Source organism: Stenotrophomonas sp. 1L-E-5-B-C3 (genome assembly GCF_057292075.1).
This window is the reverse complement of sequence record NZ_JBXAWS010000002.1, coordinates 129,624-153,701: the sequence shown is the minus strand read 5'-3', so window position 1 is coordinate 153,701 and position 24,078 is coordinate 129,624. Positions and strand designations below refer to the sequence as shown.

At 66.7% G+C, this 24,078-nt stretch carries 17 protein-coding genes; 4 read left to right on the top strand and 13 right to left on the bottom strand.

Translation table 11 applies throughout. The features are described from left to right. Positions 1–59 precede the first annotated feature (59 nt). Positions 60–1,124, bottom strand: coding sequence for a heat-inducible transcriptional repressor HrcA (gene hrcA, locus AC0Z6F_RS03495; RefSeq protein ID WP_012510756.1), 1,065 nt, complete (start codon positions 1,122–1,124; stop codon positions 60–62). A gap of 114 nt (positions 1,125–1,238) precedes the next feature. On the opposite strand from hrcA, the gene recN reads away from it, so the two are divergent. Then, positions 1,239–2,900, top strand: coding sequence for a DNA repair protein RecN (gene recN / locus AC0Z6F_RS03490; protein WP_012510755.1), 1,662 nt, complete (start codon positions 1,239–1,241; stop codon positions 2,898–2,900). Positions 2,901–3,024: 124 nt separating this feature from the next. Here recN and AC0Z6F_RS03485 read toward each other — a convergent pair whose 3' ends face one another. Continuing rightward, the gene (locus AC0Z6F_RS03485; protein ID WP_012510754.1) at positions 3,025–3,942 is read right to left on the bottom strand and encodes a LysR family transcriptional regulator; all 918 of its coding nucleotides are present in this window, start codon (positions 3,940–3,942) and stop codon (positions 3,025–3,027) included. A gap of 97 nt (positions 3,943–4,039) precedes the next feature. On the opposite strand from AC0Z6F_RS03485, the gene AC0Z6F_RS03480 reads away from it, so the two are divergent. After that, the gene (locus AC0Z6F_RS03480; protein ID WP_485616703.1) at positions 4,040–5,296 is read left to right on the top strand and encodes an SGNH/GDSL hydrolase family protein; all 1,257 of its coding nucleotides are present in this window, start codon (positions 4,040–4,042) and stop codon (positions 5,294–5,296) included. 116 nt (positions 5,297–5,412) lie between these two features. Here the strand turns inward: AC0Z6F_RS03480 and fur are convergent, their stop codons facing one another. Beyond that, positions 5,413–5,820, bottom strand: a complete 408-nt coding sequence (gene fur / locus AC0Z6F_RS03475; protein WP_005409235.1) for a ferric iron uptake transcriptional regulator — start codon at positions 5,818–5,820, stop codon at positions 5,413–5,415. Positions 5,821–5,923: 103 nt separating this feature from the next. Between fur and AC0Z6F_RS03470 the strand changes: the two genes are divergently transcribed. Then, the gene (locus tag AC0Z6F_RS03470) at positions 5,924–6,316 is read left to right on the top strand and encodes an outer membrane protein assembly factor BamE (RefSeq protein ID WP_012510752.1); all 393 of its coding nucleotides are present in this window, start codon (positions 5,924–5,926) and stop codon (positions 6,314–6,316) included. Between the two features lie 36 nt (positions 6,317–6,352). On the opposite strand, the gene AC0Z6F_RS03465 is transcribed toward AC0Z6F_RS03470, so the two are convergent. Both AC0Z6F_RS03465 and AC0Z6F_RS03460 read right to left on the bottom strand, forming a co-directional pair. Next, positions 6,353–6,610, bottom strand: a complete 258-nt coding sequence (locus AC0Z6F_RS03465) for an RnfH family protein (RefSeq protein WP_485616706.1) — start codon at positions 6,608–6,610, stop codon at positions 6,353–6,355. 3 nt (positions 6,611–6,613) lie between these two features. Further along, complete coding sequence (locus AC0Z6F_RS03460) at positions 6,614–7,039, bottom strand: type II toxin-antitoxin system RatA family toxin (RefSeq protein ID WP_012510750.1); 426 nt, start codon at positions 7,037–7,039, stop codon at positions 6,614–6,616. Positions 7,040–7,096: 57 nt separating this feature from the next. Here AC0Z6F_RS03460 and smpB point away from each other — a divergent pair, with 57 nt between their 5' ends. Next, a complete protein-coding gene (gene smpB, locus AC0Z6F_RS03455) occupies positions 7,097–7,600 on the top strand; it encodes an SsrA-binding protein SmpB (RefSeq protein ID WP_065722998.1) in 504 nt (167 codons plus the stop codon). 125 nt (positions 7,601–7,725) lie between these two features. Here smpB and AC0Z6F_RS03450 read toward each other — a convergent pair whose 3' ends face one another. The 8 genes from AC0Z6F_RS03450 to AC0Z6F_RS03415 all read right to left on the bottom strand — a co-directional run bounded on the left by AC0Z6F_RS03450 (position 7,726) and on the right by AC0Z6F_RS03415 (position 24,071). Further along, a complete protein-coding gene (locus tag AC0Z6F_RS03450) occupies positions 7,726–8,298 on the bottom strand; it encodes a hypothetical protein (protein ID WP_448122815.1) in 573 nt (190 codons plus the stop codon). A gap of 140 nt (positions 8,299–8,438) precedes the next feature. After that, positions 8,439–8,870, bottom strand: a complete 432-nt coding sequence (locus AC0Z6F_RS03445) for a GNAT family N-acetyltransferase (RefSeq protein WP_012510747.1) — start codon at positions 8,868–8,870, stop codon at positions 8,439–8,441. A 75-nt stretch (positions 8,871–8,945) separates the two neighbouring features. Continuing rightward, entirely contained in the window at positions 8,946–10,037 is a 1,092-nt protein-coding gene (locus AC0Z6F_RS03440) for a hypothetical protein (RefSeq protein WP_041864504.1), read from the bottom strand. A 381-nt stretch (positions 10,038–10,418) separates the two neighbouring features. Further along, positions 10,419–11,012, bottom strand: coding sequence for a hypothetical protein (locus tag AC0Z6F_RS03435; RefSeq protein ID WP_485616707.1), 594 nt, complete (start codon positions 11,010–11,012; stop codon positions 10,419–10,421). A gap of 533 nt (positions 11,013–11,545) precedes the next feature. Next, positions 11,546–12,478, bottom strand: a complete 933-nt coding sequence (locus AC0Z6F_RS03430) for an SOS response-associated peptidase family protein (RefSeq protein ID WP_485616708.1) — start codon at positions 12,476–12,478, stop codon at positions 11,546–11,548. A gap of 83 nt (positions 12,479–12,561) precedes the next feature. Then, on the bottom strand, positions 12,562–12,915 hold the full coding sequence (locus AC0Z6F_RS03425; protein ID WP_100552266.1) for a hypothetical protein: 354 nt from the start codon (positions 12,913–12,915) through the stop codon (positions 12,562–12,564). A 99-nt stretch (positions 12,916–13,014) separates the two neighbouring features. Beyond that, entirely contained in the window at positions 13,015–22,575 is a 9,561-nt protein-coding gene (locus AC0Z6F_RS03420) for a PLxRFG domain-containing protein (protein WP_485616710.1), read from the bottom strand. Further along, positions 22,575–24,071: a hypothetical protein gene (locus tag AC0Z6F_RS03415; protein WP_485616712.1), complete on the bottom strand. Its 1,497-nt coding sequence runs from the start codon at positions 24,069–24,071 to the stop codon at positions 22,575–22,577. Before AC0Z6F_RS03415 ends, AC0Z6F_RS03420 begins: the two co-directional genes overlap by 1 nt. Positions 24,072–24,078 lie beyond the last annotated feature (7 nt).

The following is a 24,078-nucleotide window of genomic DNA, read 5'->3' as shown; positions in this document are numbered from 1 at the left end:
GGGTCCCTGGCGGTCAATCTCCGCCTCCACCCACCCTAGTGTGGGCGGGATGCTGCGTTTCAAGCGTCGGATGTTCCGGGAGTGCGCCCGGCCGGTGAAAAGGCCGCGCCGAGCACATCGGCGGTGGCCTGGACCAGCGGAATCATGCGGTCGTAGGCCATCCGCTTCGGCCCGATCACGCCCAGTACGCCCAGCACCTGGCCATTGGCGGTGTACGGGGCGGTGACCAGCGAGACACCCTGCAGCGGCATCATCCCGGTCTCCTCGCCGATGAAGATACGCACGCCCGGGGCCTGGATGGTGCGCTCCAGCAGCTGCAGGATCTCGCGTTTGCTGGAAAACAGCTCGAACAGCTCGCGCAGGCGTTCCAGGTCGGACAGGTCCTGTACTCCCATCAGCCGGGTCTGGCCGGCCACCAGCATGTCGTCGGCCGGCGGCTGCAGGGCCTGCTCGGCCAGCTCGATGCTGTGCGCCAGCAGCTGCTCCAGCTCCGAGCGCGCGTCGCGCAGCTCCAGCAGCAGCCGAGTGCGGATCTCGGCCATCGGGAGGCCGGCGAAGTGGGCATTGAGGTAGTTGGCGACCTGCTCCAGCTGGCCTGGCGCGAAGTCCTGACGGGTCTCGATGACCCGGTTCTGCACCTCGTTGTCGGCGAACACCAGGATCGCCAGCACCCGGCGTCCGTCCAGCGCCACGAAATCGATCTGTCGGAAGGCAAACTGCTCGCGTCGTGGCGCGCTGACCACGCCAACGAAGTGGCTCATCGCCGACAGCAGTTCCGAGGCGCTGCCAAGCAGGGCCTGGGTGCTGCCGCCGCCCGCCAGCTCCTGACGCAGGCGGGCCAGCTCGCCCTCGCCCGGCGGCTGCATCTGCAGCAGGCTGTCGACGAACACCCGGTAGCCATGCGCGGTCGGGATGCGCCCGGCCGAGGTATGCGGCGACGCCAGCAGCCCCAGGTCTTCAAGGTCGCCGAGGATGTTGCGGATGGTGGCCGGGCTGACCTCGAGGCCGGCCACACGCGCCAGCGTCTGCGAGCCGACCGGCTCGCCGTCCTGGATGTAACGCGCGATCAGCGAGCGCAGCAGATGGCGCGCACGCGGGGCAAGCTGGTCGGGAGAACCGTGCATGGAATCAACCTGTGAGACACGGACACTAGATAATGGCGGCGCATCACCTTGGCAAGTCATTGGACCTCCCTCGCCCACGTGCTAGCGTTGCGCGGCTGCTGATACCCCTTACCCATGCTCAGACATCTTTCGATCAAGGATTTTGCCGTCGTCCGCGCCACCGAACTGGAGTTCGGGCCCGGCATGACGGTCGTTTCAGGCGAGACCGGCGCCGGCAAGTCGCTGATGGTCGACGCCCTGGGCTTCCTGTCCGGCCTGCGCGCCGACAGTGGCGTGGTCCGCCACGGTGCCGCGCGCGCCGAGCTTTCCGCCGAATTCGCGCTGGACCAGCTGCAGGCCGCGCGCCAATGGCTGGCCGACAACGAGCTGGACGATGAGGAACAGTGCCAGCTGCGGCGGGTGATCCGCGCCGATGGCGGTTCACGTTCGTGGATCAACGGCCGCCCGGTGACGCTGGCACAGCTGGCAGACCTGGCCGGATTGCTGGTCGAAATCCATGGCCAGCATGAGCAGCAGGCCCTGCTGACGCGTCCGTCGCAGCTGGCCCTGCTCGACGCCTATGCCGGCAACGAGGACGAGCGCCGCCAGGTGCGCCGTGCCGCTGCCGCCTGGCAGACGCTGGTCGACGAATCACTTGCCCTGTCGCAACAGGGCGACGTCAGTGACCGTATCGGCTTCCTTGAACACCAGCTGCGCGAGCTCGACCGCGAGGACCTTGAGCCGGAATCGATCGCCGCACTCGGCGCCAGCCACCGCCGCCAGGCCCATGCCAGCGCGTTGCTGAGTGCCTGCCAGGCCGCCAGCAACCAGCTCAACGGCGACGACGGCAGTTCCGCGCTGGACCTGCTGCAACAGGTCCGCCACGAGCTGTCGCGGCTGATCGAGCACGACCCGCGCCTGGGCGAGGTGGACGGCCTGATCGAGAACGCCTCGATCCAGCTGCACGAAGCCCTGTCGCTGCTGGACCGGGTGCACGACGACCTCGACGCCGACCCCGAACAGTTCGAGGAGAACGAGCGTCGCCTCGGCCGACTGCACGACCTGGCCCGCAAGCACCGCGTGCCGATGGACGAGCTCGGCGCGCAGCGCGAGCGCATGCATGCCGAAGTGGAACAGCTGCGCGGCGCCGACGAGCGCCTGCAGCGCCTGGCCGGCGAGATCGACAAGGCCGTCGCCGCCTGGCGCGTACAGGCCGACGTGCTGTCCGCCAGCCGCCGCAGCGCTGCTGCCGAACTGTCGGCCACCACCACCGGCATCATTGCCGAGCTGGGCATGGGCGGCGGCCAGTTCCTGATCGAGCTGGAGCCGCAGGACGCCGGCAAGCCCGATCCGCAGGGTGCCGAACGCGTGGAATTCCTGGTCGCGGCCAACGCCGGCCAACCGCCGCGCGCGCTGCGCAAGGTGGCCTCCGGCGGTGAACTGTCGCGCATCTCGCTGGCCATCGAAGTGGCCGCGCTGGACCTGGATGCGGTGCCGACCATGGTGTTCGACGAAGTCGACTCGGGCATCGGCGGTGCAGTGGCCGACATCGTCGGGCAGAAGCTGCGCGCGCTGGGCGAGAAGCGCCAGGTGCTGTGCGTGACCCACCTGCCGCAAGTCGCCTCGAAGGGCCATGCGCACTACCGGGTCAGCAAGGCGCCGGTGGAAGGCATGACCCAGAGCGCAGTGGAGAAGCTGGACAGCAAGGCACGCGAAGAAGAACTGGCGCGCATGCTGGGCGGCGTGGAAGTGAGCAAGGAAGCGCGCGCCGCCGCGCGCAAGCTGCTGCAGGTCTGAGCCCCGCTTTTGTAGCGTCGGGCCATGCTCGACTTCCGCACGGTAGTGCCGGCCGCTGGCCGGCACCCCGACGCGGTTGGGCGAAGATCGTGAGGTTGCCGGCCAACGGCCGGCACTACCAGGCTCACCCCAACGGCCGCGCCAGATCCACCGTTTCCACCAGGAAATCGAGGAACGCGCGTACGCGTAGCGGCAGGTAACCGCCCTGCCCCAGGAACACTGCGTGCACCTCTTCGAGGTCACCGGGATTGGCCTCTTCCAGCACCGGCAACAGGCGTCCGGCAGCGATGTCCTCCTGCACCTGATAGGTCGCCAGCCGCGCCAGGCCCAGGCCCCCCAGCACCAGCTGACGCAGTGCGTTGCCGTTGCTGGCGCGTGCATTGCCGCTGGGCAGCAACATCCGCTCACGACCATCCTGCAGCAGCGGCCAGCCCTGCATCGCACGCGCATGACCGATGTCCAGACGGTTGTGCGACTGCAGCTCCTCGGGGGTGCGCGGCAGGCCGTGCCGCTGCGCATAGGCCGGTGCGGCCACGATCATCATCCGCGTTGCGCCCAGCCGTCGTGCCACCAGGCTGGAACTCTTCAGCGGGCCGGCGCGCACCGCCACGTCGGTTCTCTGCTCGAGCAGATCGATCACCTCGTCGTTCAAGGTCAGATCGACGCCCACCTGCGGGTTGCGCTCGAGGAACGCCGGCAGCAGCGGCAACAGGAAATGCTGGCCGAACGGCACGTTGGAATTGACCCGCAGCCGTCCGCGCGGCTCGGCATGCGCGCTGGCGCAACGCTCGGCCTCCTCCAGGTCGGCCAGCACGCGCAGGCCACGCTCGTAGAACGCGCAGCCCTCCGGGGTCAGCTGCAGCTGGCGGGTGGAACGCTGCAGCAGGCGCGTGCCCAGCCGTTGCTCCAGCCGTGCCACCAGCTTGCTGACTGCCGACGGCGTCATATCCAGCGTACGCGCGGCGGCGGAAAAGCCACCGGTCTCGATCACCCGCACGAACACTTCCAGTTCGCCGGATCGGTTGATGTCGGGTCGTGCCATGACTATGAATTCAGTTCACAGATGATTGTCCATGCGCAGTCTAGTTCACAGATGAGCGCGGAATCACCATGGCGGTCCCTCCACTCTGGGCCGCCCAATGAATCGCTTCAGCCAGCTCACCGCCGCCGCATTGATCGTCCTGTCCGGCGCTGCCAGCGCCGCCCCGCCCCCACTCTGGGTCGCCAGCTGGCAGGCCAGCCCGCAACGGGTGTGGGACGCGGGCTTCCTGTTCCCCACCCTGATTCCAGCCGAACTGCATGACCAGACCTTCCGCCAGACCGCGCGTATCAGCCTGGGCGGCCCTCGGCTGCGGGTTCGGCTGAGCAATGCCTATGGCAGCCAGCCGCTGCGGATCGAGGCGGCAAGCGTGGCGGCACAGGCAGGCGCAACGCCGCAGCCACTCCGTTTCGACGGCCAGCCCAGCGTGCTGATCGATCCCGGCCAGGAACGGCTGAGCGATCCACTACCACTGGCCACGGATGACCGCCAGGCGCTGCAGGTCAGCGTCTTCGTGCCGGGGCCGACGCCGCTGCAGACGTTCCATTGGGAAGGCCGCCAGACCAGTTGGATTGCGCCCGGCGACCAGAGCCAAGCCCAGGCACTGAGCCGGGCCAGCAGCACCACTGCCCGCCTGTTCCTGACAGGCATCGAGGTCGAGGCGGCGGCCAGCGCGCGCAGCGTGGTGGTGATCGGCGATTCAATCACCGACGGCGCTAGCGCCAGCCTCGACCAGGACCAGCGGTGGACCGACCATCTGGCGGCGCGCCTGGCACCGCAAGGCGTGGCCGTGGTCAACGGCGGCATCTCCGGTGGCCGGTTGCTGCGCGACGGGATGGGGGACGCCGCCCTCAGTCGCTTCCAGCGTGACGCGCTGGACCAAGCCGGCGTGGCCAGCGTGATCGTGCTGATCGGCATCAACGACATCAGCTGGCCCGGCACCGCGTTCGCCCGCAACCAGGTGCGGCCAACGCTGGCCGAACTGCAGGCCGGCTATCGCGCCTTGGCCGACCAGGCCCGTGGCCGGGGCCTGCGCATTCTGGGTGCCACCCTGGCGCCGTTCGCCGGCGCCCTGCCCGGCACGCCGCTGGACGACTACTACCAGCCGGAAAAAGAAGCGCTGCGCCAGCAGCTCAATGCCTGGCTGCGCAGCGACAGCCCGTTCGATGCGCTGATCGATCTGGATGCCGCCCTGCGCGACCCGGCGGATCCGTCACGGATGGCTGCCGCCTATGACTCCGGCGACCACCTGCATCCGGGCGATGCAGGCAACAAGGCGATGGCCGAGGCGGTGGATCTGGACGCCTTGCTGGGCAGCCCGGGGTCAGAGCCCTTTCCTGGTGGAAAAGGGATCTGACCCCAAGGGGCCGGCCGGGGTCGGATCTCCTTCCCGCAGGGAAAGGGCGCTGACCCCATCAACGAAAAACCCCGGGCAAGCCCGGGGTCTTGTCGCATCCAGCTGGCCGGAACGGCTTACTTGCGCTTCTTGCGCACGTACAGCACCAGCGAGTGCTCTTCCAGCTCGTAGCCGTGGTCGGCTGCGATCTTGCGCTGCAGCTCCTCGATCTCGTGGCTTTCGAACTCGATGATCTTGCCGCTGTCCACGTCGACCATGTGGTCATGGTGGCCACCACGGTCCAGCTCGTAGACGGCCTGGCCGCCTTCGAAATTGTGCTTGAGCACGAGGCCGGCGGCCTCGAACTGGGTCAGCACCCGGTACACCGTGGCAAGGCCGATCTCGTCGCCGTGCTCGAGGAGCTGGCGGTAGATATCTTCGGCGGTCATGTGGTGCTGGGCGTTGCGCTGCTCGAGCAGCGCCAGGATCCGCATCCGCGGATGGGTCACCTTCAGGCCGACTTTACGCAGGTCGTGGGTTTCCATAGGTCTCCGTTCATTGGCGATTTAGCGCCAGCTGCCTCGGATTGGGTCGCGGTGGCACGCCGGGAGTGTATCATCGGTTTGATTTCCCCAACCGCCAGTCCCGATGCGCAATCTCCTGTTGGTCGCCGCCGTCGCCCTGTCCACCACCGGGTGCGGCATCATCTACAAGCAACCCATCTATCAGGGCAACCTGATCCGGGAAGATGCCGTGGCCAAGCTGCAGGTCGGGCAAAGCAAGCAGCAGGTCACCGCGCTGCTGGGCACCCCGTCCATTCCCGACCCGTTCCATGCGCAGCGCTGGGACTACACCGCCAGCCAGCGCGTGAACCGCCTGGGCCGTACCGAGGTGAAGAACTTCACCGTGTTCTTCGAGAACGACAACGTGACCCGTTGGGAAGGCGAGTATTTCCCGGGCAACGACAAGGCCCTGGCCCAGCAGACCGTCCGCCAGTTCGGCCGCAACCTGCCGAAGGACAAGAAGAAGAAGGGCCGCTGAGGCCCCCTGCCCGTCCACGCGGACGGGTTGCGGGAATCAACCGCCGAGCGCGCGACGCCGGCGGTTGTCCTTGGGGTCGGCCAGCAGCGGGCGTAGCAGCTCGATGCGGTCGCCATCCAGCAGCACCTGCTGCGGGCGCGCCAGTACGCCGTGCACGGCCACGGCCGGGCATCCAGCACTGCCTTCCAGCGCGGCAGCGGCAATGGCCTCGGCCACGGTGGCGCCCTCTTCCAGCTGCAGCCGGCGCGACAGCACCTGTTGCGGCCAGGCTAGCACCACCTCGACCTCGATCATCGTTCAGGCCTCGTCGGCGACGCGGACGAAGTCGTTGACCATGCGATCGGCCAGCCCCTGGAAGCCGATCGCCAATGCCGGGCCAAGCAGCCGCGAGCTGGGCTCGAACTCCAGGGTCAGGGTCACCTTGCAGGCATCCTCGGCCAGCACATGGAATTCCCAGCGGCCGTGCAGTTGCTTGAACGGACCGTCGCGCAGCTGCATGTCGATGCTGTGCGGTCGCTGCAGGGTGTTTTCGGTCTGGAACCAGGTACTGAACGAGCCCAGGCCCAGGTCCAGGCGCGCGACAAGACGGTCCTCGCCCTGCTCCAGGATCTGGGCAGCCGAGCACCAGCGGAAGCGGCGCGGATAAGCCTGGACATCGTTGACCAGGTCGAACATGCGTGCGGCCGAATGTTCGACCAGGGCGCTGCGGCGGATAGTTGGCATGAATACAGGACGTTTCGGCAATCGACCGGGCGGGCCCGAATCGGAGACAATACGGATATGAGCAAGAACAGCGGCAAGGATAAAGCAAAGAACGCGACGGCCAACAAAACCATCGCGTTGAACAAGCGTGCCCGCCACGAGTACCACATCGAGGAGCGCTTCGAAGCCGGCCTGGCCCTGCAGGGCTGGGAGGTGAAGTCGATCCGCGCCGGCCGCGGCAACATCATCGACGCCTACGCCTATGTGAAGCAGGGCGAGATCTTCCTGATCGGCGCGCAGATCACCCCGTTGATCCAGGCCTCGACCCATGTGGTGGCCAACGATCGGCGCGAGCGCAAGCTGCTGCTGCACCGGAGCGAGATCGACAAGCTGGTGGGCAAGGTCGAGCGCGATGGCTATACGATCGTGCCGACGGCGATGTACTGGAGCAAGAACAAGATCAAGCTGGAAGTGGCGCTGGCCAAGGGCAAGCAGACCCACGACAAGCGCGATGCCGCCAAGGATCGTGACTGGGCGATCGAGAAGCAGCGTGTGATGCGTCGCGGTAACCGCGACGCGTAAGGCCGTTGCACATGACCATGTAGAGTCGAGCCATGCTCGACTGCGTTGGCTTTCTGTAGAGCCGAGCCATGCTCGGCTTCGGCAAGAAAAGCAGTCGAGCATCGCTCGACTCTACAAAAGGCGGGTCACCCCGCCAGCACGCCCTGCCTGCGCATCCGCGGCGCCAGCGCCGCATGCATCACCGCCAGGTGCATCACCACGGCCAGTTCCGGCGCGTAGCGGTCATCACCCGCCCGCCATTTGCGCGCCAGTTCAGCCGCATCAGCCGGCAACAGCGCCAGCAACTGGGCGTCATCCAGCGAATCAGCCGCACCCTGCAGCTGCCGGGCCATCTGCCGCGACTGCCACACATGCACACCGATGCTGAGGCTGGCCAGCGACATCAGGACCACGGCCAGCCCGTGTTCGAACCACTGCGACAGCACCTCCGGCCCCCACAGCAGGGCGGCCAGCACCGCCAGCGCCGGCAAGCGCCAGCCCAGCCAATGGAACCGGCCCCGCTGCGACCAATGCACCACCACCGCACTGGCCACCAACGCGGCGGCGGCGGTAGCCGGCAGCTCGGTCAGCCAGGTGGCCGCCAGCAGCACCGCCAGCACCGCCCAGACCCAGCCCGGCGGCACAGCGCGCCGCTGGTAATCGGCGCCGACCGGCCCGATCAGCTGTCGCAGGCTGCGTTGTTGGCTTGCATCGGTCACCCACAGTCTCCGTGTCTGTCCTGGCTTGGATGGTCGTTGCCAGTGTGTCGCAAATTCGTGCCCACGAAGTTAGCAATCCGCTATGACAGGTGCTCTACAACAAGTTGCGGATTGACAATACGCGTGGGTGGAGGCCGCGCTCACCCCGCTGACAGATCCTTGCTGAGGAACACCCTGCACGTACCCGGCGGATCGCACGGCACTTCACCGAATACAGTCCAGCCATGCTTCACATAGAAGTCCGGCGCCTGGAAGCTGATCGTGTACAGCACACCGGAGCGGCAACCCCGCCGCCGCGCCTCATCTTCCGCAGCCTTCAGCACACGCGAGCCCAGCCCGCTGCCGCGGTATGCCGGTGGCAGATGGAACAGATCGACAAACCACAGGCCCAGCGACGTTCGCCCTGTGAGGCCCCCTACCACCTTGCCGCTGGCTGGATCGGTAACCAGTACCGCCAGCGCGCGTCGATCGGCATACCCTGCAGCCTCCAGATTGAACTGGTCCAGGCCACTGCCAATCAGGTCCAGCGCCTCGTTGCTGGGTTCATCCGTTACAGCGATTTCAAGCGACATCGGATCCGTCCATAAGCTGCATATCCGGGATCCTGATCCTATCAACCCTGCGTGCACCCGGCGCAGCGCCCAACGCTATTTCACCTTGGCGTCAGCACAGACAGATGCCGCTGCATCCAACAGCGGGCCGGCCTCCAGGCGTGGCGCAGGACCTGTTGCCGGGAACGCTGCCGCGAGCGCCTTCGCTGCCTGGTCTGCATGGGGCTGGATGTACCAGGACGACTCCGGCGACAGCGTGTCACCGCGCACCTCCTGCTCGAACCGGTACTGGCCCCAGTAGATCGCCAGCGGTTCCTCCAGTGCATTCAATGGGTTGCGCAGCGTCAGCGCGGCGGGACACAACGCCGTAAAGGCTTCGGCCAACGCCTTTCGTTGCGCCGGCGGCTGCCCGGCTGAAAGAAAGTGGCTGTACTCGTGCATCACGATCGGTGCCCAGTCTTCCTCGGCATCGAACATCGAGAACAGAAAAATGTATCCGTCCCGCAGCTTGGCCTGGGTCTGCGTCGCATCCGGCCACCAGAGGAAACGCACCTGGAAGGTGGCTGGCGCATCCACCCTGAAGAACGCCTGCATCTGCGCTGCAAGCCCGCCGACCGGGTCGGATGCCAGCTGCCGTGCGAGTTCGCGCTTCTGCGCGTTGAATGGCGCCTGCCCTGCCAGCAGCTGGCGTGCATGCGGGGCGAAGCGCGCGTAATACCGCCGCAGCAAGGCCTGGTCATGGTGGTCCTGGCCGGCAATTGCAGCCTTGACGGCTACGTCGAACGATTCTGCCGCCAGGAAATGGTTGGCGAACGGATCGCCGTCGCGGGTGTCTGCACCTGCGAACACCCGCTCGGCTGCCGCGGCCATTACCTCGTGATCCCGCGCCAGTGGTGACGTGCGCTGGCGGAATGCTGCATAGGCAGCCAACAACGCGCGGTCCTGCTCGTCCAGGCCGAAGCGCCGCTGCCACTCCTGCTGGTAGACCGAAGCGGTGTATCCCGGCAGCCAATCAGGCAGGTTGTCGAGCAGGTTGAACAGGTCCAGCGATGGACTGTAAGCCACCTCCACCGTCGCCTGCGGCGATTCGACCGCTACGACGGGCCATGCCTGCATTGCCAGAACGGCCGCGGCAAGCGCCCGCGCCCATCCCAGTCGCATCTTGCCGGAGCTGACGGAAACGACCATGGGAGGCCCGTGGAGTGACGTCAGGAAATTCGAGCATGCCTCCCCGGGGATGGCAACGTGCCAAGCGGCAGGGGCACGAGACCACCCCGCGCGTGACTGTTCAGGAAGATTGCCGTACCATTCGCAGCGTTAGGCAGGCTCCTGGGCGACTTTAGGTCAACCTGGAACCTGAAAGCCTTGCAAGACTTGAAGAAACCGGGGGTGCATTGTCCCCGTGACGCCATCGGCGCCGGTTTCGCAAACACCAGAATATCGAAGCCCATCAATGCTTTAGCTTGATGGGCTTTTTCGTTCATGCCTGCCGGATGGGCAGAAATGGGCATCGATTGGCAGCGTTTGGTCAACTTCTTGGTCAACATTTGATGTTGACCTTTGCGGACGTCAGCGCGCAGAAGACTCTGTCAGCTGCAGTTCTGCGTTCTCCAATCGTCGGATCTCCTCGCCGATCTTCGTAGACAGGATGTCGAACTTTTGGCCTATCTGCATCAACAGCACTTTCACCTCGCGCTCGGACATCGCGGCTTTGATGTGAAGGCCAACAAATTCGGTGATCTCTTTTGCCAGTTCTCGGTTGTGGAGGCGGGCGCGAATGGGGGTCATATCGAACCTTGCCTCCCGGGACTGTTCACCCCCTGGCCCCTTGAGGTCCAGTTTCCACACATTAGTTTCAGCCATGGCCGCTTTGGCTTCATTCATAGCAACGAACAGACCACGCACATGCCGGGTCAATAAGGGCTGGAGCGCTAGGAGATTGGATCGCTCTGACTCAGCCTGCCTCGCCATGAGCGCGTCTCTGCGCTCAACCATCCGCTTCGCCTCCTGGGCCGCATCACGGCGACCCTCGAGCGCCAAGTCCAAGCCCCATTTCAGCAAGATGCCTGCAATAAGCGAAACGACCGGCAAGCCGTACTTCCAGAAGTTCCCCGCCGCCTCTGCGGCGGGTGCTGCTGGCGCGATCAGGATTTCAATAGGCATGGAGCCCCCTTCTTCCATGGAATGCTCATATCCTGCCTGAACGATTTGAGGAATTGATCAAATCGGCGGTTTGAGCAAATCGCCAAAGCAGCCGAGGAACTGTGAGCAGATCCCTACTCCATCCAGGCAAATGGCCGCTTCATGGTTTCCTTGGCCAAACGGTTCGCCCTTACGGCTTCCCTCCAGCGAGAGATCTCAGCCACGTCCTGCCGCAGCCTCGCCTCGTGCCTGGCCACCCACATCTCGGCGCCGGCGCGACCTTGCTCGTAACTGCTGCATCTGCGGAAAGGCCCTCCGGGCCCATGCCGATGGCGATCCAGCGACGCAATCCACGTGTTGTCGTCTACACGCTGGGACATGCTCACCAACCACACGCCCTCGCACGCGATCACGGTCAGGGGTTCGTCCGCCTTGCCGGCGGAGCTTGTTGTCCAGTAGAAGGATTCGGGAAGTGACATGGACGGGAGGATACGAATGGCGGTCGCAGCGCCTGCGATTGTGAGCACTTTATTGCCACGCGTCGTCCAGCCGCCCTACGCTGCCAATCGGTGCTCGTAGAAGGGATGCCGCTTGTCGTCGAAGATCCGATAGAGCTCGGCCAGGTCGGCGGGATCCGGGTTCAGCCAAGCGTCGACGTGCTCAGGCTTGATGTTGATGATCGTCCGGTCGTGGCCGGCGGCGGCCACCTCGGGTTCCGGGTCGTCGGTGATCGCGGCGAACGACAGTAGATCCGGTTCCTTGCCGGCCGGGTCCACCCAATGCGACCACAGGCAGGCCACCAGCATCGGCTCGCGCGTGCGCGGGGTGAACTGCACCACCTGATTCTTGCCGTCCGGCCCCTCCACATTCTCGTAGAAGGTGTCGACCACCATCAGGCCATGGGTATGACCGAAGGCCGGTGCCCAGAACTTCTCCAGGCTGTCGCGGCGGGCGTTGTAGGTGCCAGGGAAACGCTGGTCGTAATTGGCCGGCTTCCCGGCCAGTCGGCAGTGATAGCGCATCGGCTTGATCGTGAGCTTGCCTCCCTCAGAGACGATCACCGGGGCGTAGACCCCGGGGAAGATCCGGCTGTCCCGGTCCTTGCCGTCGGCGCGCTTGAGGTCGGCCAGCTTGCCCATGGCGCGCTCGATCTTGTTGCCAGCGATCCGCACGTCTTCTCGGGCCTTCTTCGTCTCCTTAGCCTGCAGCGATCGCTCCGCATCGGCCAGGCGCTTCCGGTTGGCGAAAAGCTCCTGCTCCAGAATTGCGGCCTCGGCCTGGTTCCACTGCTGGATCTCTGCCCACACCGCTCGCTCGGCCGCGCTGGTGCCGGCCCGGAACGCATCATCCATCGCCTTCGGGGTCTTGGGCCGCTTCTTGCCCGGGTCGTGGGCGTAGAGCGCCGCGAACTCCTGCAGCGACACGGTGGCACCGGTCATGCGGACCAGCTTCTGGTATGCGGCGGTGATCTGGGCGGAATAGCACATGGGCGGATTACAGCACGCCGACCTTATCGCGCTGTGAGAGTCCCTGGCCGCTGAAAGGGGCCGCCGCGGCGGCCCCGTGGACCTTACAGGTCCGGCAGGCCCAATCGTCTACGCAGAGCGGCCAGAAGCACGGTCGAGGTCCGCACCAGCGCATGCTGGTCGCGGGTCAGCTCGTCATACATCTGCAGCACCTCCGGGGGGACCTGCCCTACCCGGCCTGCCTTGAAGGCCTCCATCGAGACTACCTGAGCCTTATAGCGCTCATCTTCCATGCCCTTCTCCAGCATCTGGCGGCGGGAGTGCCGCCCCCTGGATGCCTTGGGCCCCACGTCCAAGCCTGTTGCAGGGGAAAGAAAACCAGCACCACTGTCCATGGGCTGGGCGTTCTCCTGCTTTCCTTCTCCAATGGCCACCGCCTGAAAGTCCTTCTTGTCCATCGGTTACTGACCCCTGTATCGGTAGAGCCGGCACCATCGCCGGCGTCTTCACACTGCTTTCATCCAAGCAGATCCGATCGGGTCAGAAAGTTGCAGCAGCTACTCCGTGACGGCTTTGTTCAGGCGAGCGGCCAACTTCGGGTTGAGGATGATGCCGGCCTCGGCCCTGGCGCTGTAGCGTGCCCGGTTCTTGATGGACTGCTGCAGACCGCTCGAGGTGATCGCCAGCTCCGGGTTGGCCTTGTTGAATGCGCCGATCTTGCTGAGCACCGAAGCCCGGTCGCTGGCATCGCCGTTGCGCAGGGCCATGGCGAAGGCGTTCACGAGCGACTTGCGGCGGTCGAGGATGTGCTGCTCGTAGTTCTTCAGCGCGCGGGTGGTCTCGTACTGCCTGGACACCTTCTCCGGAGCGAAGCCGTTCGCCTGCAGCAGGATCTCCCAGGGCGACAGGTCCTCAACGACCGGGTCGCCGCGCAGGGTATTGACGCCCTGGGTGGCGTAACGGCCGGCCTTGATCATGTCCTTGAGCCCCTTGGGCAGCATGGTCTCGACGCCGCGCATGATGTGGCCCTCGTCGACCTGCTGCTTGCCAACCAGCACGTTCTTCAGGACCCCGCCCATTGGTCCTGCGGCCTGCTCGAGCAGGTTGTTGAACATGCCGCGGCCGTCGAGCTCGCGATCGACGTCGCGGATCCACAGGCTGTCCAGGCCGACACGGCCGGAAATGTTGGCGCCGGTCAGCTTGTCGGCCGGCCCGTGCAGCAGCAGATCCGCACCGCCCTGCCCCAGCATGCCGGTGAGGAAAGCCCGCAGCTCGGTCTCTGCATCCCACGGCTCGTCGTCATCCCCGAAGGTGGCCTGGATGCCATTGAGCGCCCCCATGATCATGCCCATCATCGGCAGGCCCATGGCGCCGGAGAACAGTGCGCTCATGCCCAGCAGGCCGGTCAAGTTGCGACGTGCCACGCGGCGCACTTCGGGGTCCTGCCCCTTGGTGGCCTGCCACACCATGCGCCCGAGCGCCCAGGTCATGTTCAGGCTGTACTGCCGGAACATCAGCAGCACCTTGGCGGTACCGCTCTGCATGAAGCGGGCGCGGTTGGCGTTGCTGTAGTCGAAGTGGGTGTCGAAGATGGCGTCCCGGGCGAACTTCACCGCCTCGTCGAATGACTTGCCGTCTGCACGGGCCAGGCGGTAGGCGGCCATGCCGGTCGCCTCGCGGTTGACCACCTCGGTCTTGTGGAAGCCCCAGCCGATGATCTCCATGGCCTTGCTCCAGGCTGGGTTGTAGCTCGTCATGCCACCTTCGGCGATGCCTGCGAGATTGTGGGCCTGCGTCTTCTCGATGGCACCGGAGGCTTCAAGCGCCTGGTAGGCGCGGAGCTCGTCGGGGTCGGTCAGCGTCCTCTGGATGTTGCCCACGGTGCGCACAGCGTCGCGGCTGGCGGCCAGCAGGTAGTTCATGGCCTTGACCCCGCCGTGCCGTGCGGCCAGGTAGGGGTAGCTGACCAGGGCGGTCTGGGTCACGTTCACCAGCGCCGCCGCCGGCGTGGCGCCCAGGTAGTAGGTAAAGCCGAACGACGAGATCAGGTTGGTCAGCGCCGAGTCGGTCGGATTCATGATCCATTCGTGCCGCTTGCCCAGCTCTTCCAGGAGGGCGTCCCCCGCCACGATCTTTCGTGTGTCGACGCTGGGCGATGCCTGAATCTTCTTCTGCGCGTCCTTCAGGTCGGTCAGCACCCCCTGCAGCTTGTGGGCGTATCGCAGTCGGGCCAGCTGGTGCGACCCGTGCTGCATGTTGTAGGCGAAGGCGCGCACGGCATCAGGGTCGAAGCCAGGCACCGACTTGCGGTGGATCTGGTGCTTGCGCATCGACAGCTCCGGCATGGTCTGCAGGTACAGTTGGTACACCTGGTCCTGGACAGCGTCGGAGACATGGGACGTCCGCAGTTGGTCGATCACATCGGCAACGAAGGAACCGCTCGGTGCGTCCGTCGCCTTGCCCTCCGTCTTCATACCTCGGGCGGTAATAGCCCATTCCCTGCGCTCCAGGTCCTTTACAGCCCGATCCAGCTCGTTCTGCGATTCGAACATCAGGAAGGTGTTGGTCCCGTCCTTCTCCGCCGCAACGAAGAACTTGCCGAAGCGCTGCAGGGGGAAGTAGACGCCCTGCAGGCGTGCGGATTCGAACTGTTCGCGAACCTTGTGCACCAACATGCGGCGACTGCTATCGCTTAGGGCCGTTCCTCCCACCATGTCGCCGCCCTTAAGGTCCTCAATGCGTTGGACCAAGGCCTCCTCCACCGCGTCGGACCTGGCTCGATAGGCATCACGGAACTGGCTGTAGAACCTCCGCGCTTCGGGTGACAGCTGTGACCACTGCTCAACCAACGGAGCGTACTGCCGTTGCCGCCGTGGCTCTGCCTTCAGCATGGCCTTCAGCGCCTTGACCTCGTTCATGATGTTCGCCTTGGTGTCGCCGCTGCGCTCCCGCATCTGCTGCTGTTTCACCTTGATGGCGTGCAACACGTTCTTACGGTTGACCACCTGCAGGCCCTTCTCGCCGGGCATCCGGAACTGCAGGGGCTGATACTCGCGCGACGGATCTACACCGTCCATGGTGGCCTGGTGCATGAGGTCGAACAGACGCCGGCTTTCCGCCTTGTTCTTGCTGGCCCACTGGCGCGCCGCCTCGGCGATCGTGTCGGCCTCCGCCTGCAGCTTGTTCCGGTCGGCCTGCATCTCGGCCAGGTAGTCCGAATAGCGATCGATGGTCGGGAAGTAGTCACGCCCCAGCTCGGTCAGGTGCCGGGTGGCCAGTGCACCGAGCCAGGTGGGCCGCAACGTGTCTTTCACCTTGCTCAGGCTGAGGTCTTTCAGCTTCTGCCGGGCACGCGCCAGTACGTCGTCGCCCTGGATGCCCTGCTGGATAGCATCAATGTCCGCGAGCGCGTCTGCCGGCGGCATGCTGAAGAGACGGCCGCGGGCCGCCCGCGTCACCTCGGCACCGTTGGGCAGCACCACGCTCCAGGTGCGCGGCCCACTCTCAACCGGATCGGCCAGCACCTGACCACCGGTGCGCTCGGCCTCAGCGCGCGCGGCGCCGAGGGTCAGGAAGTCAGCCGGTCGGCCGCGCTCGTCGGCGAGGTACCACTGATCATCGCGGCGGAGAAATCGACCACCGTTCTGCTCGAGGAAGGCCTCGCCGCGGCCGTCGATCTGCGGCTGTGCGAACGAGTAGGACCGCACCATTTCCCGCTGCGCCTGCGCCGACATGCCGGCGCGCAGGAAGCCGTCGGCTTGGCTCAACAGGTCCCGAACCTCGGTCTCGGACCACTTCAGCGACGGCATGACGCGGCGCAGGAAGCGGCGGACCGCGGCGGCGACGCGCTTGGTGAAGCTGTTGCGGATCCCCCGCTCTGCCATCACGGCGATCGCTTCCTTGGCGAAGGTCTCGCGATCGACGGTGCCGTAGCGCTTGGTCACATCCGCCAGCACCGACTTCATCGCAGCGGTACCGGTGCCGTCGGCGGCCAGCTTGTCGATCGCGTCAACGATCTGGGTCCAGTCCTTGGCCCCCACCACCGACTCAACGCCGTAGTGCCCGATTGCCTCGTGCGCCAGCACCTGCGCGAAGCGCTGCTCGGTGGCGATGTTGCCGGCGTTGATCCAGACCGTGGGCCGACCGTCGTACATACCCTCGGCGCGGCGATAGCCCGGATCTACCTTGGCGCTGGCCGGGAAGTCCTCGGCCGAGCGCACCACGACCACGCTGGGCGCGTTTTCGCCCCAATGTTGGGTCAGGGCGGTTTTGAGCTGCAGCGCGCGGTCGAAGTCCAGGCCGCCACTGGCGGCCGGAGCTGCGGATCGGTTTACCCGCCCGCCGGGCCCAGGTGCTTCAGCTCCGGATCCTTGGCCAGCTGCTCCTTCGCCCACTGGCCGGAGGCCCGGTACTCGGCCTGCAGCGACTCGATCTCGGAGGGCGTCAGCATCGAGACGTCCCTTGTCGAGGGTGAGGATGGTGCGCGCTTCGGATTCGGTGAGGCCTTCGAAGCCGTAGCCGAACTGGTCGCGCCACCAGGGTTCGATTGATCCGAAGCGTTCACGGACGTCGGCCAGGCTCTGGGAGTTGAGGGCGATTTTCCGCGAATAGTCCTTGCCGGTCAAAGCCGTGGCCAGCACCACCTTGCCGCCGTTGTCCTCGATGTGGGTCTTCAGCTGGGCCAGGGTGCCTCCCTGGGTCAGCGTGTCATCGATCAGGACGTAGTCGCGGCCCTTCTCCACCTTGCCGGCGAACGGGGGCTGGTTGGCCAGCCGGTGTAGGGCATCGCCGGCACTACGATTGACCTTGGCGGCCTGGACGATGTCTTCGGACACCTGCAGTCCCAGGCGCTGGGCCAGCACCTCGGCGGCCATGCGCGGAATGCGGTTGTTACCTGTGGCTTCCTGGGACTGCACGGCCACCACCAGGGGCTTGCTGCCCTCCGGCAGCGCAGCACGCACGTCCTCGACAAACGCCGGGGTGATGACGTCGCGCGCCACGCGCAGAGCCGCGGTGTCGTCGCCAGCTTTGGCTGCAGCGTAATCCGCGTGCGCGCTCAGGCGACCGGGACGGTGAGCCGTCACGACATCGGGGAAGTCGGCCTCCCAGCCACGGCGGGAGAAGAGCCGGACACCACCGGTCGGGGTCTCTTCGTGCTTGACCTCGGCGAAGAAGCGGTCGAACGCGGCATTCATGGCCTGGCGCTCGGCACCGCCGGGGAACGGCCGAGCGAGCTCGGTACCGACCGGCACCGAGAAGCGCGGGTCCGAACCGAAGGACATGAAAGCGCTGGCCCGGCCGGCATCCTGCAGGCGGTCTTCGACGTAGGAACTGAAGGCACGTGCCAGGAGCTCGTGCGGCGCGGTCCAGTAGTTGCCCACGCGGCCATCGTCCAGCTTTCGGGCCTCGGTCATGAACGAGGTCGGCACGTTCTTGGTCTTCGCCTCGCCGGCGTCTGCCGACTGCCACAGCTCCACCCGGCGCTGATACATGCCCATCGCATCGCGCAATCGATCCAGCGAGCCGGTGCGCTCGGAGTTGAAGCCGGTACGGTTGGTAACCGCCTTCAAGACGCCGTCGAGTGCGTCCAGTTCTTCGTTGGTGAACCGTACCCCGCCACCCTTGGTCGGCTTCGCATCGGTGCTGAACGTCTCGCCGTTGAGCAGCCGATCCGCCGCGGCGTCGAACGTGGCCAACTCCTGCTGTGTTGCCGGCCGCTTCCGCGATCCCCAGGCCCGCTCCTTCGCAATGTGGGCACGCAGATCGCCCAGTTGCTTCTGCACCTGGTCACGGGCTTTGCCCAGGAAGGATTCAGCGCGCGCAGTGTCTTCGACATACTGCTCGGCACGGGTTCGCATGGTGTCCATCAGCTCCTGGAACGCCGCACGCAGCTCCGGACGCACGTTCCCCCGGAATCGGCTGGCATTGCTCAGGTAGTCGTCAACACCCGACGCCTTCATGACCTTGTCGCCGCGACTGTTGGTGATCTGTTCCGACCCCCGGCCGTCCTGCCGGCCGAGGTAGTGGTCAAGGGCGTGCATCCACTCGTGAGCCAGCGACCCGGCACCCTTGAGCTTGGTCAGGTTGATTACCGCATAGTCCCGCTCGTAGTGCGCGCGGGCGCCGCTAAGGCCGTGGCCACGTGCACCGAACGCCAGGCCGATCTGGCCGTCCAGGCTCATCGCGCGCGGGGGCAGGTTCAGCAGCTCGGACAGGTCGACCAGCGCATCGAAGGCGTGATTCATCACCTCCTGGCGCTCGTCCTGGTTGTTCCATTTGCCGAACTCGACACCTCGGAAGCCGAAGGTGTCCATGAACTGCTGGCCCTGGACATCACCTTCCCGCCGCGCCTCACCAATGCGCATGACCTTGTCCGGCCGCGGCAGTGCGTCCTCCCCCACGGTGGTCTTGGTGTCGATCAGTGCTGGCGCGTTCTCGGCCATGTACTGCAGCGCCGCCGCGCGGGTGTCGAACCCGTCCTTGAGATAGACGCGCTTGCGGTCGGTGACGTCGCGCGCGATCGCCCAGTTGCCGGGCTCGCGCTCCACGGCGCGATGATTGCGGGCCAGCTCGACCATCGGGATTGCCGCTTCGGCCTCAGCCTGGCTGACGAAGGTCTGCCGGCTGGCCAACGGGTTGCCCAGGCGGCCCTTTTTCGCCTTGAACAGGCGCCAGCTGCCCGGGCTGCGGGCGTCTTCCATCGCCACGTACTTCTTCGACCAAGCCGGGCCCGCCTCGGCGCCAGCGTCGGCGTCAGCGCGGCGCTGCGGTCGCGTACCGGTGGGCTTGGCCAGATCCTTGCGCGCGCCGCCCAGCTTCTCACCCAGGTCTTCGATCACCGCCGGACCAGCGGCCTGCTTCTGCGGCAGCGCGGGCGCAGCGTCGGTCGCCGCGGTGCTGTTTTGTGCAGGAGCGGCAGCCTTGCGCGCCTTCGCGACCGGCTTGCCGAGCACCTGCTCCAGGTCGTTCGGCGACGGGATTGTGCTGTGCCAGCGCGGATCCTCGTCAGGTAGCGGGTTGCCGGCGGAATCGACCTGCTGAACCTTCACCTGCCAGCGCGGATCCTTCCCCGGCGGCCGAAACTCAATCACTCGATCCCGGGTGTTGCCGTAGGCATTCACGATGCGCCCCGGCGTGAAGTAGGCGCCGAGAGTGCCAATGTCGCCGCGGTCGTACTGCGGCGAACCACCGATGCGTCGCACCTTGGGCGTATAGGCCGGGCCAGGCTCACCCGCGGCCGGTGCTGCAGCTGCTGCAGGTTCCGTCCCGTTCTTGGCCAACGCGCTGCCGCTTTCTGCCGTCGCACCGACGGTTTCGGCCGCGGTGCTGACGATCTGCCCCGTTTCACCGACGCTCGTAGCTGGCTGCGGCGCTGGCGCTGCCTCCGCCGGCTTGGTCCTGGTGACACGGCGGGTGGTCTTCTTCGGGTCGCGCACCCACGCCTTGAACTGCTCCTGCGACATTTCCTTGATGCCGCCCAGGCCGGTCCAGCCCTTCGAGTAGTTGGCCAGGTAGGTATCCCGGGCCTCCTGCTCCGACGCGGTTCCCATGATGACCTTGTGCTCATCGAAGGAGCCGTCCTTGTTGACCTGGTCGACCACGTACACCGGCAGCGCCGGATCCTCAGCGCGGTCGGTCATGAAGACGTCGACGTGGTCCTTGTCCTTGCCGACGGTGCCCTTGAAGTAGCCGTAGTGGTTCTTCAGCGCAGGCCAGCGTGGATCCCGCTGGCTGCCGGCAGGGTTCTCGATGCTGATGTCGTGGCCGTTGATGCGGACGTGACCCTTCTTGTAGTTGCCGGCTTCCTTCTGTGCATCCGTGGGCGCAGGCAGATCGTTCTGCGGGTTCGTCGCAGCCTCGGCAGCAGCGGTGGCCACCTTCGGAACTTCGGCCTGCGCGGGCACGTTGGCCTGGCCAGCGCTCGCCTCATCCACGGACTGCTCCGGAGCGGTCCCGGCCACACCGGTTGTCTCCGTCGCGCCGGCTGCACGCGGCTCGGCGACCGGTGCGCGAGACGAACCGGTGTCCAACTGCGCCGCCGCATCACCGGGCGCGCGCTGCAATTCGCTGGCCTGTGGCTCCGGGGCGGATCGATTGGTCGGCGCGGCACCATTCAGCTGCAGATCTGCAGACGGTGCGGCCTCCCTCAGCGACTGCTGCGCCGGCGATGCCGCGCCGGCGGCCTCACTCGCTGCCAGGTTGCCGGCATCGGCTGGCGGCTCAGTGAGGCCGCGCCGACGCTCGCCCTTTACCTCGTCCAGCAGCGGGCGCACACGGGCGCTGGGCAGGCCGTACTGGTCACGCATGGAGCGCAGCAGGGTCGGCGTATTGATTCCGCCATGCGTCTCGACCTGGTACTGCAGGCCGCTGTGCAGCAGCTGCTTGATGTCCGTCGTGGTCGGCTCTCGGAGCGCTTCACCGGTCTGAGCATCGACCCACGGCGGCGCGACCGCAGGCGCCGGAGGCACCGCGGCGGCCGGAACTTCCGGTGTTACCAGGGGCGCCTGCCCTTCCTGAGCTTGCGGGGCGACGGGTTCTGCCTGCGCTGCCGCAGCTGTTGCGGTATCCGCAGGCTCAGTGGGACGCCGGGCCTGGGACACCAGGTTGGCGATGCCGGCGATCGAGTCAGGGGTTGCATCAGGGAACGGTACCGTCGGCTGCGGCCGCGCGGCGACGCGAGTCCCGTCGAAGGGAGCGGACATGCCGCGGCCCTGCGGAAAGCGCATCTCAGGTTCGGCCATGACCTCCGGGCGGCCCCTGCCAGGCGTGATAGTGCCGTCCGGTGCAGCAGTCATCACTTCCGGCGGCGGAAGCGCCAGCATCTGGGGGATCGGCGGCGGTGGCAGCGGAGGTGGCGTCGGCATCGGCCGGCGTGCCAGGCGTTCCCGCTCCGCATCAGCTGCCACTGCGGCCTGGTTGTCGCCGCGGCTGGCGATCGCGCCGCCGGCGGCCATGCCGCCACCGAGCAGGCCGCCGATCGCCGCACCGGTACCAGCCGCTTCAGGGACACCTTCCCACGCTGCTTGGGTCGGGTCGACCTGGCGCTGGCCAAGGTTGCCGGCGAGCTGCGAGCCGCCCTCCTGGATGCCTTCTTCCACAGTCTCGCGCGCGGCGCCGGCCAGCATCGCTTTTGGCTTTCGCGCCAGGCCCCGGGTGAATACATCGGCTTCAAACGGCGCCGCAATGCGGCCGGCGATCGCCGCGATCGGTGCGGTGATCGCCTGCGCTTCCATCGATGCGCCGCGCGCGATGGTTTCCTTGACGGTCTGCGGGTCACCGCCGGCGGCGACCATGCGCTTGTATTCCGGATTGGCATCCCAGACCGACTGCGGCTGCGCCATCGCCTGCTGGTAGGTCTGCTGGCCCGCCGATCCGGTCTCCATGATCGTCGTCATGCCGGTGGCAGCGGCAGTCGCCGCGCGATGACCAGCGGCGGTGGCTGCCGTTTCAGCGGCCTCGGTACCGAGACCCTTGGCCAACGCACCCGCCAAGGCTCGTTCGCCCGCCCGCGCAGCCGCAAGGCGCGTGCCGGCGCCCATCGCGGCAACGTTTGGCACCTGCTCGGCCAGGAAATTGCCGATCAGTCGCGGCGAGGACAGCACCTTGCCGGCACTGGCGAAGAAGCCCTTGGTGTCCTGCAGATCCTGCTTCTCCTGCTTGAGCGCATCAGACTGGCTCTCGCCGAGGTAGTCGGTGGCCAGCTGCGTTGCCTTCGACAAGCCCGCGCTATCGGAGCCAGCCCGGCGCCCGCCGAAGATCTCAGATGGCGTGCCTGGTACCAGCGCGGCGGTCTCGGATGCGCCCTTGACCCCCAGCCTGTCCAGCGCGCGCAGGCCCTGCCGCACGATGTTGGTCGGCTCCATGGAGTTCCGCTGCTCCACGGCGCCACCGAGGATGTTGGCGGCACCGGAAGCAATGCCGAGCCCGGTGTCCTTGATCGCCTCACCCCAGGAGCGCTCCGGGCGCTTGGCCACCTTCTGGAACGGGTCGCCCTGCACGGGGGACAGCGTCGGTCGGCGCGCAACCTTGTCGGTGGCTGTGGGGGCTGGTGCTGGTGCTGGCGCTGCAGCTGCTCCGGCGCCGAAGGGATTCCCGTCGACCTTTTCAAACGTTGCCATCAGAGATTCACCTTCGAGTAGCTTCCGTCGTTGTTCTGCACGTACCAGTTCCCGTCCGGTGCCTTACGCGCTCCATCCACAGGCGGGGCCTCTTGCGGGCGCAGCCCCGCATACAGTGGATCCGCATCGAGCTGGGCCAGGGCGGTCGTCTTCGCGGCTTCGTCCATCGTGACGTTCCCGGAAATGGCGTTGAATCGATCGGTGTAGGACTTCAGGCGGTCGGCATCGGTGAGCTCCCCGGTCTGACGCGGCGCCTGGGCAGCGCGCACGTTCTTACCGTCGGCGCCTGTTACCGCCCGCCAACTACCGTCGCCACCTACAACACCCATGCTGCCGTCGGCCGCCACCGAGATCTCCGGCCGGCGAGCAATGCGGGCGGTTTCCAGCGATGCCTGCCGGTTGGCGGCGTTGTCTTGCATCTGTGCGTTGAACTGACCGGCCTGCAGCGCGCGGTTGGCGTCGCCCTGTGCCGCAACCGCGTTGACCTGGCCAGCGGCAAGATCGGCCTCATCCTGGGTGCGGAGCGCAGATGCGCGCTCGGCCTGGCGCGCGCCGGCCTCGCCCAGGATTGCCTGTGCTACTGCGGCGCGGCCGCTCGGGCTGCCTTTCAGGCTGGCGCTGCCCATAGCTCGGGTGAGCTTGTCCACCGTGGTGTCGGCGGGGTTCTCAATGATCCCGCCCTGGCGACCACGCTGCACGATCTGCGGCGTTGGCCGCGGAGCCACGACCGTCGGCGCTGCAGGTGCAGCCGCAAGGGGGGACACCATGGGTGCCAGCGTGGCGCCGGCCGGTGCGGCCGCAGCACCGCCGCTGGCTGCGATGGTTGCGGCGGATCCGGTGAACACCGAATTGCCGTTGGCATCCACGGTTCGGGTAATGCCCGCTGGCAACGTGGCAGTGCGGCCGTCCTGCGTCGTGTAGGTGCTCGGCGCAGCCGCTGCGGGGGCTGTGGACGCCCGGGGTGCGGCTGCACCTGCAGCGCCCGCCAGGGGCGCCGTGGAACTGACACTGGAACTGACCCCGGTGAAGTCTGCCCCGATCGACGGCCGCCCAGCCAGGCGCGAACCAGCGAGGTCTGCAGTCGAGTCAACGCTCGAGCTCACACCGCCGAGCGTCGGTTTCGGCTTCGCGGCACCGCCGAGCCTCACCGGTGCAATGCGGCTCAGCGCGCCGGCGGCGCCACCAATCGGATTGAGCTGGCTGGGCGCCCTCAACGGCTGGCCCTGTTGTGCAGACGGCGCTGCGCCGACCGCTGCGCGGCCTGCATCACGCACGAAGCCCGCCGCTTCGCGTCCTGGAGCCGTCACCGCGTCGGCGACGGTACCGGCCGCACGCAGGCCTGCGCCGGCGGCCTGCCGCGCCATCGTGGCGGTTCCAGCGACACCGCTGCGCAGCGCCGAGCCGAAGGCCGTGCCGGGACTCGGCCGGGCGGCAATGCGGGGCTGCCCCGGCGCGGCGCCGGCAGGGTTCAGTTCGTCTCGATCGTTGATGGCCATGCGATTC